This window comes from Alcanivorax sp. (assembly GCF_040119285.1).
In the GTDB taxonomy this organism is placed as follows: domain Bacteria; phylum Pseudomonadota; class Gammaproteobacteria; order Pseudomonadales; family Alcanivoracaceae; genus Alcanivorax.
Genome location: NZ_JBEDTY010000041.1, coordinates 1 through 12,841 on the forward strand (window position 1 = coordinate 1; position 12,841 = coordinate 12,841).

General features: G+C 56.0%; 11 protein-coding genes. 7 read left to right on the plus strand and 4 right to left on the minus strand.

All coding sequences use genetic code 11. From position 1 onward, the window contains the following. Positions 1-71 precede the first annotated feature (71 nt). Positions 72-455, plus strand: coding sequence for a 50S ribosomal protein L17 (rplQ, locus tag ABNH10_RS16110; protein WP_011587709.1), 384 nt, complete (start codon positions 72-74; stop codon positions 453-455). A 107-nt stretch (positions 456-562) separates the two neighbouring features. Next, on the plus strand, positions 563-898 hold the full coding sequence (locus ABNH10_RS16115; protein ID WP_349386873.1) for a DOPA 4,5-dioxygenase family protein: 336 nt from the start codon (positions 563-565) through the stop codon (positions 896-898). Between the two features lie 24 nt (positions 899-922). Here ABNH10_RS16115 and ABNH10_RS16120 read toward each other — a convergent pair whose 3' ends face one another. The 4 genes from ABNH10_RS16120 to ABNH10_RS16135 all read right to left on the minus strand — a co-directional run bounded on the left by ABNH10_RS16120 (position 923) and on the right by ABNH10_RS16135 (position 6,568). Continuing rightward, entirely contained in the window at positions 923-1,300 is a 378-nt protein-coding gene (locus tag ABNH10_RS16120; protein ID WP_349386874.1) for a hypothetical protein, read from the minus strand. A gap of 127 nt (positions 1,301-1,427) precedes the next feature. Further along, positions 1,428-2,753, minus strand: a complete 1,326-nt coding sequence (locus ABNH10_RS16125; RefSeq protein WP_349386875.1) for a glycerophosphodiester phosphodiesterase family protein — start codon at positions 2,751-2,753, stop codon at positions 1,428-1,430. 207 nt (positions 2,754-2,960) lie between these two features. Next, positions 2,961-5,783, minus strand: a complete 2,823-nt coding sequence (gene uvrA, locus ABNH10_RS16130) for an excinuclease ABC subunit UvrA (RefSeq protein ID WP_349386876.1) — start codon at positions 5,781-5,783, stop codon at positions 2,961-2,963. Positions 5,784-5,917: 134 nt separating this feature from the next. Further along, positions 5,918-6,568 carry a LuxR C-terminal-related transcriptional regulator gene (locus ABNH10_RS16135; protein ID WP_349386877.1) on the minus strand — a complete coding sequence of 217 codons (651 nt, stop codon included), beginning with the start codon at positions 6,566-6,568 and terminating at the stop codon, positions 5,918-5,920. 264 nt (positions 6,569-6,832) lie between these two features. Between ABNH10_RS16135 and ABNH10_RS16140 the strand changes: the two genes are divergently transcribed. The 5 genes from ABNH10_RS16140 (at position 6,833) to gspD (ending at position 12,657) form a co-directional block, all read left to right on the plus strand. Then, complete coding sequence (locus ABNH10_RS16140) at positions 6,833-8,200, plus strand: MFS transporter (protein WP_349386878.1); 1,368 nt, start codon at positions 6,833-6,835, stop codon at positions 8,198-8,200. Positions 8,201-8,289: 89 nt separating this feature from the next. Continuing rightward, positions 8,290-8,814, plus strand: coding sequence for a single-stranded DNA-binding protein (gene ssb, locus ABNH10_RS16145; RefSeq protein ID WP_349386879.1), 525 nt, complete (start codon positions 8,290-8,292; stop codon positions 8,812-8,814). A 26-nt stretch (positions 8,815-8,840) separates the two neighbouring features. Next, positions 8,841-9,566: a type II secretion system protein N gene (gene gspN / locus ABNH10_RS16150; protein WP_349386880.1), complete on the plus strand. Its 726-nt coding sequence runs from the start codon at positions 8,841-8,843 to the stop codon at positions 9,564-9,566. Between the two features lie 95 nt (positions 9,567-9,661). Beyond that, a complete protein-coding gene (gene gspC / locus ABNH10_RS16155) occupies positions 9,662-10,522 on the plus strand; it encodes a type II secretion system protein GspC (RefSeq protein ID WP_349386881.1) in 861 nt (286 codons plus the stop codon). 50 nt (positions 10,523-10,572) lie between these two features. Then, complete coding sequence (gene gspD / locus ABNH10_RS16160; protein ID WP_502877145.1) at positions 10,573-12,657, plus strand: type II secretion system secretin GspD; 2,085 nt, start codon at positions 10,573-10,575, stop codon at positions 12,655-12,657. Positions 12,658-12,841 lie beyond the last annotated feature (184 nt).

Here is a 12,841-nt window from a genome sequence, read left to right on the forward strand (position 1 = left end):
GCTGAACACCAAATTGCGCTAATTAGTTGTTGTGGACGCTGTGAAGCGCCCCTGAACATAGGAACAGAATCATGCGTCATCGCAAAAGCGGCAGAAAACTGAATCGGAACAGCTCTCATCGTCAGGCGATGTTCCGTAACATGGCTGTGTCTCTGCTTGAGCACGAAGCGATCAAAACCACTTTGCCCAAAGCTAAAGAGCTGCGTCGTGTGGCTGAGCCGCTGATCACTCTGGCAAAGGAAGACTCCGTTGCAAACCGTCGTCTGGCTTTTGACCGTACCCGTTCCAAGGAAATGGTCGGCAAGCTTTTCAACGAGCTGGGTCCTCGTTACCAGGAGCGTCCGGGTGGCTACATCCGCATTCTTAAGATGGGTTTCCGTGCGGGCGATAACGCCCCGATGGCCTATGTTGAGCTGGTTGACCGTCCTGAACTGGTTGACGCTGACGAAGAGTAAGCGTTTAACCGTTCCAGAGAAAACCGGGCCCTGTGCCCGGTTTTTTTGTGCCTGTTGCAAGTGTGAAAGCATCGGCTATGCTGGAGTTGTCATTAACAGGACAGCGTATGGCGATTAACGGTTTTCACGCACACGTCTATTTCGACGAACATAGCTTTTCCCAGGCGGCGGCTCTCTGCCAGGCTGCCCACCAGCACTTTTCTGTGCCCATGGGCCATATGCACCGCAAGCCGGTGGGGCCGCACCCATGCTGGAGCTGTCAGCTGACCATCCCACGCCGTTTGGCAGGGGAGGTTATTCCCTGGTTAATGGCCAGCCGCAACGGCTTAACGGTGTTAGTGCATGGGCTAAGTGGTGACGATTTCCGTGATCATACGGAGTTGGTGATGTGGCTGGGGGAGAGCCAGCCGCTGGATCTGAGTATTTTTCAGTTCTCTGCCTGACAAGAGGCTGTACCACGCTTTTTCCTACCCTTGTGCGACCGTCCTTCCTCGGTAAATAACGGCTTTTTGTGCCGAGCGTGAGCGTGCCGACATTTGTCTGGGGTTTTCAGGCGCAGGGCTGATCGATTGTCCTCGGTAACGTCGTGCTGGTGGTGCGGGCGGCTGCGGCGGTTCTGAGTCGGCGCCTTCCAGTTTGAGTAGTGCAAGTCGAATTTCACCGTACAGCCGTTGGAGCCCCTGAGAGCGGGTATGGCCGGCGAAGTGAGCAAGCTTGAAACGCAGTTGTGGGTCGGTGAGAGAAAGACTTTCGTCGAACTCGGCGCGGATCAAGCGGCGACACTGATTAACCAGATTAACGATATTGTACTGCATCAGCCAACGGTGGTCCGGGGTGGATTCCATGCTCGTACTCCTGGGCCTGTATATAGCTTGCTACAAAGCAGAAACCGTGCCATCAATTCAGGCCCTCCTGGCGGCGATAATGCCCCGGCCCAGGGCGGGCGGGGCAAAGTGTGGTGCGGCGGCTGCGCTATTGTCGTGCGTGGGAGCGTGAAGCGCGGTGTTGTCGCAGGCAGTTGGCATAAAAGGTGGTGGTGGCGGGCCAGTCGGAAAAGACACCGATGACGCCGACTTGGCGGGCCAGTACATCCAGTAGCGTCAGGGTATCACCGTCGTTATTGGTGGCTGAAGGGATGCTTTGGTAGTACCAGCCGCCACCGTTGGCCAATGGTCCCGAGCGCTCCAGGGACCAGGCAATCATATTCACACCGGCCTGTTTTGCGGAGCGGGCATAGAGGCTTGGGATGGTGCGGTTCTGGGCATCTGTGGTGACCAGCATCCATAACGGCGGGGCGATGATGTTGACCCCGTAGCCTTTCAGCGTTGCCATGTCGGGTTGCCAGGTGCCGGGGTTTTGCGGGTCGAGTCCACTGCTGTCTCGGCCGTCCAGGTAAACCGCCTGACGGCCAAAGGCTGGTGTGGCCGATAACCAATAGCGAACATCCTCCAGGTTGAATGATTGTGGATAGACGCGGCGGGGGCTGACACCGGCCTCTTGGTAGTCACGAATCATCTGCCGTGCATAGTCTTGCTGGCTGTAATCGCCTTGATAGGGCATGGGGACTTGAGGTGCCTTCAGTTCCGGGGTCATCTTGACCCCCAGCTGGCGGAACAAGGCGATGCTTTCCTGGTGGCTGAGCAGGGTGCCGCGTTGGCGGTAGAGCTCGGTGCGCCAGTCGGGGGTGCCATTTAGATACTCGTCAACGGTGGTGGCTTTAGGGTTGGCGCCATCCATCTTCCCTTTCAGGGTTTTGAATTGGGCCAGGGTGATGTCACTGGTACAGCATTTTGCACTGGCGGCGTGTGTGCCATCAAACGGGCTGAATGGTTCGCTGCACTTGTTGGCCAGTTCGGTTTCCAAGATGTTGGTGGTGGTATGGAGATCGCACTGTGAATGACGGCAAACCAGCTCCCGGTCTTTGGTAAAGGTAACGTCACATTCCACAATGCCTGCGCCCATGCGTGCTGCTGCACGGTAGGATTCTTCAGTGTGTTCCGGGAATTGCAGCGGCGCGCCGCGGTGGCCGATGGAAAAGTCGCTTCGTCGCTGCGGGCGGTGCTCCGCGGCGCAGGCCTGCAGGGCCTCTTTGACTGGCCCCGCATCCATATCAGAGACCAGGTAATAGGGGCGAGGGCCGAGCGATACGCTACTGCTGTGGGCCATGGTGTGGTGTGGGGCTTTGCGATTGGCGTCGCCTGGGGGATTGTGATCGGGTGCCTTAGCGGCACAGGCTACAGTGGCGGCGCCCATGGCCAGTGCTGCGATGCAGCCTTTCAATGCGTTAATCCGTTTCATGACTCGCCTCAATGATGGTGATTGGGGGGAGTCTGCAGGCGAAATATGACGGGCTGGTGAGGGGCAGGCTGCGGCTGCGTGACAGGGCGTGGAAATGTGCTATTCGTCACGGCGTAACTCTCGCGGTGCCCTTTAAGAAAGAGGCGGATAGGGGCTTGGCGTCCTTGCCGCCCCGTCGTCTGCTATGCCGGTATCAGACCCGCTGCATTATTTCAGCATGGGTTTGAGAAAGCGCCCAGTATGGCTGCCTGTAACCTTGGCGACCTCTTCTGGAGTGCCTTCGGCGATGATCTCACCGCCACCGTCACCGCCCTCGGGGCCCAGATCCACGATCCAGTCAGCGGTCTTGATTACATCCAGGTTATGTTCGATCACCACCACGGAGTTGCCGTGGTCGGCCAGGCGATTGAGCACGTCCAGCAGGAGCTGGATGTCATGGAAGTGCAGGCCGGTGGTAGGCTCATCGAGGATGTACAGGGTGTTGCCGGTATCCCTGCGTGACAATTCCTTGGCCAGTTTGACCCGCTGGGCTTCGCCACCGGATAGTGTGGTTGCTGCCTGGCCGAGTTTTACATAGCTGAGGCCCACATCCATGAGGGTCTGGAGTTTGCGTGCCAAGGACGGTACGGCATCGAAAAACTCGCGGGCATCTTCGATAGTCAGGTCGAGCACTTCGAAGATATTTTTACCCTTGTAGGTGATTTCCAGGGTTTCCCGGTTGTAGCGTTTTCCGTCACAGACTTCACAGGGAACATAGATATCGGGCAGGAAGTGCATCTCTACCTTGATGACCCCGTCACCCTGGCAGGCTTCGCAGCGACCACCTTTCACGTTGAAGCTGAAGCGCCCTGGCTTGTAGCCGCGGGCACGGGCTTCCTGGGTGCCCGCGAACAATTCCCGCACCGGGGTGAAAATACCGGTGTAGGTGGCCGGGTTGGAGCGCGGGGTGCGACCGATGGGGCTTTGATCGATATCCACCACCTTGTCGAAATGCTCAAGCCCTTCAATGGATTCATGGGCAGACGCAGTCAGAGTCGTGGCCTTATTGAGCTTGGTCGCGGCCAGGGGGTAGAGTGTGCTATTGATTAACGTGGACTTGCCGGAACCGGATACCCCGGTGATACAGGTTAGCAAGCCTACGGGAATGTTGAGTGGGTGACCTTTGAGGTTGTTCCCTATGGCTCCGTGCAAGGTCAACCAGCGGTCATCGTTGTGTGGACGATGCTGGGTAGGGACCGCGATCTTTTTGCGGCCCGATAGATAGTCACCTGTTAATGAATTCGGATTGTTGGCCACATCCTGGGCGCTACCTTGGGCGATAACTTCGCCACCGTGAACGCCCGCCCCCGGACCAATATCGATAACGTGGTCGGCGAGGCGGATGGCCTCTTCATCATGCTCTACAACCAGTACGCTATTACCCAAATCGCGAAGTCGCGTCAGAGTGTTGAGCAGGCGCTCGTTGTCGCGCTGGTGCAAACCGATGGAAGGTTCGTCCAGTACATACATGACACCGACTAGCCCTGCGCCTATTTGGCTTGCAAGGCGAATGCGCTGAGCCTCGCCGCCAGACAGGGTTTCGGCACTGCGTTCAAGGGTTAGGTATTCCAGACCTACGTTGACGAGGAATTGTAGCCTGTCACTAATTTCCTTGAGGATCTTGTCGGCGATTTCGCCACGGCTGCCGGGCAGTTTCAGATCGCTGAAATAGGCGTGGGCTTTACCAACGGCGAGTCGAACCACTTCGGGTAGAGTGGTTTGCTCAATAAAGACATGGCGGGCTGCTTCGCGTAGGCGTGAGCCGTTGCAGCTGGGGCAGCTAGAGGTGGACATGTAACCGAGCAAGTCTTCGCGTACCGCATCGGATTCGGTTTCCCGGTAGCGGCGCTCCATATTGGGGATGATCCCTTCGAAGGGATGGTTGCGCTTGATGATGTCGCCACGATCGTTCAGGTAGCGGAATTCGATGCTTTCCTTGCCGGTGCCATGCAGCACTTTGCTTCGGACCTCTTTGGGGAGATCTTTGAATGCTGCATCCATATCGAAACCGATGCTCTGTGACAGAGAGTTGAGCATCTGGAAGTAATAGACGTTGCGGCGGTCCCAGCCGCGGATGGCGCCTTCAGAAAGAGACAGTTCATCGGAATTGATTACTTTGCCTTCATCGAAAAACTGTTTCATACCGAGCCCATCGCAACTGGGGCAGGCGCCGGCGGGGTTATTAAAAGAAAACAGACGCGGTTCCAGTTCGGGGATCGAGTAGCCACAGCGAGGACAAGCGAATTTGGCGGAGAAAGTAGTTTCCTCGCCATTGCCGTCCATAGGGGCAATCACGGCGATATCATCAGCCAGGCTCAGAGCGGTCTCGAACGATTCTGCCAGTCGGTTCTGCAGATCGTCGCGAACTTTAAAGCGATCTACCACCACTTCTATGGTGTGCTTCTTTTTTTTGTCCAGGTCCGGTGTGTCATCCATATCGTAGATGCGGCCATCGATTCTCACCCGGATAAAGCCTTGGGCGCGAAGCTCTTCGAACAGATGGACGTGCTCACCTTTCTTTTCGCGAATCACCGGCGCAAGCAGCATCAGCTTGCTGCCTTCTTCCATAGTCAGCACTTGGTCCACCATCTGGCTGATGGTCTGCGCTGCTAGCGGGGCATCATGCTCGGGGCAGCGAGGTTCGCCGACACGGGCGAACAGTAGTCGCAGGTAGTCGTAGATTTCCGTGATGGTGCCTACCGTGGAGCGAGGGTTATGGCTGGTGGACTTCTGCTCAATGGAGATCGCCGGGCTCAGCCCCTCGATGTGATCCACATCGGGTTTCTCCATCATTGACAGGAACTGGCGGGCGTAGGTGGACAATGACTCTACATACCGACGCTGCCCTTCTGCGTACAGGGTATCGAAGGTAAGAGAGGACTTGCCGGAGCCTGACAGACCAGTAATGACCACCAGCTTGTCCCGCGGAATGTCCAGATCCACGTTCTTTAGATTATGGGTGCGTGCACCGCGTACTACGATGGTATCCATAGGGTAAAACGCCCGTCTTAGACTACTGTCAAAGTGAACAGGGCAGTATAAGGGACGCCGGGCGCTTGACGCCAGACACAGGGCGCGAAAACTAACCCGTCAGGACTCTGACATAGTGTGTCCGGCGGCTATTGCTACAGGTTTTCTTGGGCCCAATTCACCGCTTGCAGGCGGTTGGAGGCGTTGATTTTCTTGAAGATGTTGTAGATGTGGGTCTTGATGGTGTGTGGGCTCAGGTTAAGGCTGCTGGCAATTTCGGAGTTCTTGGCGCCGGTGGCCATTACTTTCAGCACTTCCATTTCCCGGTCGGTGAGGCTTACCTCGCTACGTGAGAAGGTTTTGTTGAAGGTGCGGCTCTTCATCAGGTAGGTTTGCAGTACGGCGCGAGGGAACCACAGTTCACCATCAAAAACCGCCTTAATCCCTTTGCTGAGAAGAGCTTGCGGACAGTCGTGTTGAAAGCCGCCGTTGACCATGGGAAGCCCGGCAAGCTTGGAGAGTGACTCGTCACTGTTCACGTTGAAAACCGCGATCAAGACATCGCTGTCCACTTCTTGGTCTGCTTCAAGGAGGTGGGCGATGACTTCGTTCACGTCCACTGAGTGGTAATCCACCAGAAAAAGATTCTGGCCGTTCTCTCGCAGGATATCGGTGGTGATATCCAGGGCGGTGGGAATGCTTTTGGCTGCCACGTCTTGTTTGACAAGAAACTCGGTAAGCAGGGCGTTTTGCAGCTGTTGGCTGCCGACCACGTAAACTTGTTGGATATGTTCTTGGCTATTCATTGGCCCGTCCGTGATTACTCAGGCAAAAACCTAAGAAAAAAAACTTATCAGCCTGTCAATTTATCACCGCTTTGGCGGGGGTTCAATTTGATGCTGTCGAGTTTTACGAATTTCCCTGCCAAAGCTTACCTGCGGCGAGAGCGATGTTCGGGTTCTGGTAGGGGCGGAATCTGCTACACTGCGTGCCCTTTTGTATCGGTCGGGTTTGCTGTAGCCATTCGCTGCGGTGCCCAGGCCCCTCCGGGTTAGGAGTGATAACGGTTCATGACGGCATCATCTTCACATGCTCTGCAGCGGACAGAACTGAAGGCCACTGGCTATTTGGCAACGATTTTTGCGTTGCGGATGTTCGGTCTGTTCATGATTCTGCCTATTTTTGCCGTTTACGGGCAAGCCCTTGAAGGGGCTTCGCCGTTATTGATTGGTACTGCTATTGGTGCCTACGGTTTGATGCAGGCGCTGTTACAGATTCCTTTTGGCATGTTGTCGGATCGTTTTGGGCGCCGGCCGCTATTGCTCATCGGCCTGCTGCTGTTTATCGCTGGCGGCGCGGTAGCCGCTATGAGTGACCACATTTACGGGGTCATTGCCGGGCGTGCTTTGCAGGGCGCCGGGGCGATTGCCAGTGTCATTATGGCACTGATTGGAGATGTGGTGACTGAAAAGCATCGCACTCGGGCTATGGCGTTGATTGGTATGTCGGTGGGCGGCTCTTTTGTTCTTGCCTTGATTTTAGGGCCCTTGCTGGCGGGGTGGCTGGGCTTGTCAGGCCTATTCTGGATGACGTCAGTGCTGGGCGGTTTCGCCTTGCTGGTGGCGTTTGTGGTGCCAGCGCCAAAAGCCTTGCAGGGTGAGGCGTTGCCTGTGTCAGAACGGTTCCGTCGCGTGCTGGGCAGCAAGACCTTGCTGCGTTTTGATGTGGGTATTTTCAGCCTGCATCTGATTATGACCGCGTCTTTTGTGGTGGTGCCGGCCTTGCTCAGCGACCGACTGGGGTTAACATTACAAAGTCACAGCCTGCTGTATCTGGCGGTTCTGGTGGCGGGTTTTTTGGCCATGGTGCCATTGATTATCCGGGCGGAGCGGCGTGGGGCAGTGCCCATGAAGCGATTGGCGGTGGTGTTGCTGGCGTTCTCTCAGCTGCTGTTGGCGTTAGCGGGCGCGCAATTGTGGCATTTCGTTTTGGCATTATTGGTTTTCTTTACCGCTTTTAATCTACTAGAGGCATTACTGCCCTCTTTAGTCGGGCGCGCGGCGCCGGCAGGTACAAGGGGAACGGCTATGGGCGTGTACTCAACCAGTCAGTTCCTGGGCGTCTTTGTCGGCGGTCAGATGGGCGGAGCTCTTTATCAATGGATTGGGGCAGAAGCGGTGTTTTACAGCTGCGGCGTGCTGGCCCTGGTTTGGTTGCTGGTTCTGGCAGGAATGAAAGAGTTGCCCCGGCTGGATAACCGAGTGTTGTCACTGTCTCCCGGGAAGGATTGGGCGGCGTTGGCCGAGCGGCTGAGATCGGTGCCCGGGGTGGTGGAGACTGTGGTCGTGGAAGAGCAGGCGCTGGCCTTGCTGAAAGTGGATTCCACTCTGTTGGACGAGCAACAGTTACTGGGTGTCGCGGGGACTGGGCAAAGCTGACACAATGGGCAGCTTCACGAATTTTTTGTCTATCAATGATGGCAGGATTGTAGGCAGTAGTCAGGCTATAAGAAGTCACGGAGAAAAACATGGCGCGCGGCGTTAACAAGGTAATTTTGATCGGTAATCTGGGCGCGGATCCGGAAACCCGCTTTATGCCCAGCGGCGGGGCGGTCACCAATGTGCGGCTGGCGACCAGCGAAAGCTGGAAAGATCGCCAGAGCGGCCAGATGCAGGAGCGTACTGAATGGCACCGGGTGGTGTTTTTCAACAAGCTCGGCGAGATTGCCGGTGAGTACCTGAAAAAGGGCTCCAAGGTGTACATCGAAGGTTCTATCCGTACCCGCAAATGGCAGGGGCAAGATGGCCAGGATCGTTACACCACTGAGATCGTGGCCAACGAAATGCAGATGCTCGATGGACGCGGTGATGGCGGCGGTCAGAGCGGTGGCTATGCGCAGTCCGCTCCCCCACAGGGTAACCAGGGCAATCAAGGCGGCTACGGTAATGATAGTCAGGCCGGTAGTGGCCAGCCGGCACAGAACCAAAATACCCATCAGGGCGGCGGCTTCAGCGGCCCGGCGGATGACTTCGACGACGATATTCCGTTCTGATTGGCGAACAGGAAACTGGCCCCTTTATGCCACGAAAAATAACACTGGCGCTGCTTTTCGGCGTTAGCCTGCTACTGTTTTTGCTGTTACTAATGCCTGCCGCGGTGTTGGTTGAGCGAGTGCCTCTGCTGCGACCGGCTGGTGCACCGATGCTGCTGAGCAAGCCCCAGGGAGTTTGGTGGGACGGGCAAGCTAATTGGCAATGGCAGCGCCGCCAGGGCACGGTGCAATGGGAGCTGGATTGGCACGGATTGGTGCCAGGGCTGACGCTGAAAATGCGCAGCACCGATGATGCTGCGCGCCTGTCCACTTGGGTGGGGGCGGATTGGGGGGATTGGCAATTGCAAGAGGCCCGACTTTCCTTGCCGGTGGCATTGGTGGCAGCCCATATTCCCCAAGGCAGTGCGGATGGGCGCGTGGACGCGACCCTGATGCAGCTCACCCTTGGTGATGACAAGATCAAGCAGTTGCAAGGTACGCTCCAGTACAGCGGTGGCACCGTGAGCTGGGGTCGTAATGGTTCGGCAACGGTGCCGGTATTGCAGGGTCGTTTGAGCATGGATAATGCACAACCCACACTACAAGTGGTGGGCCCGGAGGGTGAGTCGCTGGTGGATGCCCGGCTTGCCGAGGGGCGCTTTGAATTGGAAGTGCGACGTGCTTGGCCCATGCTGTTGGGTGTGAGCCAGGGCGGGAACCCGCAGGACGTGGTTTTCCAGATGTCGCAACCTTTTGCCGTGCTCGGTGGTTAGTAACACTATATTGCAATAATAAGCTGTAGAATCCAGTAGGTTTGTAGCCTGGTATCGGCATTGGTAATAACGATAAAGGAAGTCGCAGGACGGTTATGTCGCAACTGGCAAGTTGGGGAAAGCAACAGCAATGGGGCGCGCCAGTTTGGTGGGCGATCGCTGTATTGCTGGTGGTCGCGCTGGCCTATGTGCTGGCGCAGACCGTGTGGCTATTGTGGTATGGCCCCAGTGAGCCCGTGCCGGCCAATAGCAAAGCGCGCCTGGAAGTGTCGTTGTCTGGCGACGCTCCCACCCTGTCCCAGGCGCAGATTGACAACTGGCAGTTGTTCGGCAGCTATGAACCGGTAGCCAGTACCGCCAACGACAAGCCTACTGACGCACCTGAGACTCGTCTTCGACTGGCATTGTTGGGCGTTTTCCAGAATGCCGATACCAAACGGGCTACGGCGATTATTGCCGAAAAGGGCAAAGAGGGAGAGCTTTACCATATTGGTGACAGCATTCCTGGTAATGCCAAGTTGGAAGAGGTGTATCCGGATCGGGTCATACTGCGTCGAGCCGGACGCCTGGAAACGCTGCGCTGGAGTGACACTGCCTTGGGGGGGGTGGCTGAAGTCCAGCGCAAATCTGTATCCCCGCCGCGGGGTAACGATACTGTGGTAGCAGGCAGCCCCGCCGATCTGGCGCGTCAGCGCAAGATGATCGTCAGCCAGTTAGGGCTGGAGCCTGTCAATCAGGGAGGCAGTGCCGGTTATCGGTTGGGGAAACGCGCCCCTAAACAATTGCTTGCGCAGGTTGGCCTGCAAAGCGATGACGTAATTCTCTCGGTTAACGGACACCCGCTGGGAACAGAAAGTAACGACATGGCGGCTCTGCGTTCGTATCAGAATACTCAGCAGGCCTCCATTGTGGTGCAACGGGGTGACCAACAATTTACCGTGAACTATCCGCCTTAGTGAGTGGTTTTATGACGCCTTTTTTCAGAACGTCTTTATCAAAAATAATAATGCTATTGGCGCTGTCCGCTGTTATGGCGACGACGCTCCATGCGCAGACAACGAATCAGGTACAAGCCAGTGACGACGGCAAGAGCTGGACGGTAAATATTCGCAATGCGGATATCCAAGCGTTTATCAGCCAGGTGGCCGATATGACCGGCAAGAACTTTGTGGTTGATCCCCGGGTTCGGGCTCGCGATGTAACGGTTGTGTCTACCAAGTCGTTGACCTCCCGTGAAGTCTACGAATTGTTCTTGTCCGTATTGCAGGTTCACGGTTATGCGGCGGTGCCGGCGGGTGACATCATTAAGATCGTGCCCAACACCACCGCCAAGCAGAGCAATCTGCCATTGGTGGGCAAGGGCAGTACTTCCGGTGAAGAGCTGGTGACTCGGGTGATTCCGGTCGAAAACTCGCCGGTGGAAGAATTGGTTCCGGTGTTACGACCGTTGGTTCCTCAATATGGGCATCTGGCTGCGGTAGGTTCAGCTAATGCCCTGATTATTAGCGACCACTTAGATAACATTCGCCGCATGGAGGCGATTATCGCTAGCCTGGATAACGCGGAGTCGGAAGACGTTCAAGTGCTCAAGCTCAAATATGCGTTTGCCGGCGATATGGTAAAAATGCTGGAAAGCCTAACGCCACAAACCGGTGGACGCCGAGGGAAAACCGCGGAAGGTGGGGTTATCGTGGTGGCAGATGAGCGGACCAATCGACTGATCATTAAAGGCGACCGTGTGACCCGCCAGCGGATGCTGCAGATGGTTCGCAGCCTGGATACCGAAGAAACCGATAATGGCGGCGTGCAAGTTGTTCGCCTGAGCCATGGGGATGCCAAGGACATGGCTGAGTTGTTGAAAAATTTTGCGGATGGCGCCTCCGTAACGAAGATAGGAGGTGATAGCAAGACCGCCACTACCACGTTGTCAAATAACAGCAAGGTGTCTATTCAGGCCGATGAGTCCCTGAATGCGCTGGTGATCCGTGCAGAACCGGGAATGATGAGAGAGCTACAAACGGTGATTAGCCAACTGGATGTGCGCCGGGCACAGATCCTGATTGAGGCGGCCATCGTAGAGATCTCTGGAGAGCAGGGGAAAAACCTGGGTTTTCAGTATGTGGGCGGCAGTAATGAAAGTGGTGTTGGCGCCGTGAATTTTGGGGGTAACGGCCTGAGTATCAACTCCATCGTTCAGGCCTTGGCCACCGACGACCCGTCCGGGCTGAGTTTGGGCGAAGGTGTTACCGCCGGGTTCGGAGAAACGGATTCCAACGGAGATTTGGAGTGGGGCGCACTGGTTCAGGCGTTATCCACCTCGTCCGATGTGAATCTCCTCTCCACTCCGAGCATTCTAACCCTGGATAATGAAGAAGCGTCGATCATCGTCGGTGAAAACGTTCCGTTCGTGACTGGACAGAGCACCAATACCGGGGCAGGGGTGTCTAATCCCTTTACCACCATTCAGCGTGAAGATGTGGGTCTGACGCTCAAAGTCACGCCCCATGTGGCAGGGCTCTCCACTATTCGCCTGGAGCTGGAGCAGGAAAATTCTGCGGTGAAGGACTCCGCGGGTGATGCCGTGGATATTGTGACCACCACACGTAAGTTGCAAAGCACGGTATTGGCCGACGACGCTGAGACCATCGCTCTGGGTGGACTGATCAAAGATGATATTCGCGTTACTGTGCGCAAAGTGCCGTTGTTGGGCGACATCCCGTTGTTGGGGTTCTTGTTTCGCTCCACTAGCAAAGATCGCATAAAGAGTAATCTGATGGTTTTCCTGAAGCCGACGATCTTGCCCAATAATGATCGGTTAGTGAAAATGAGCCGAGAAAAGTACATGGGCCTGACTGCCCTGCAGTTCCGCCTTAACGATGATGGCGAGTTGGAGCAGGTGGAGAAGAATCCGATCCCACAGGCCCTGGATCATATCTTTGAAGGTCGCACACCAGTGCCACAGGATTTCCGTGACGCCTATTTTAACCAGCAGGATGCGCCTATACCGGCAACAAAAAAAGAGATCGAGGACAAGCAGCCAAGAAAGGTTCCGGGAGTGGATATCCAGGCGGAAGGGGATTCCGATCTATAGAGCGATAACCGGGCTTTCTTCAAGTAATGGAAAAGCGCGCTTCGGCGCGCTTTTTTTAGGTTCATCGCGGATTAGAGTGAAATAGGTATGGGCGGACAGTGCACCGAGTTAAGTTGTTTGTGCGACCAAGCAACACAACAAGGACACTGCCGCCATGCCAGATGCTACGTTTCCGTGGACTGGC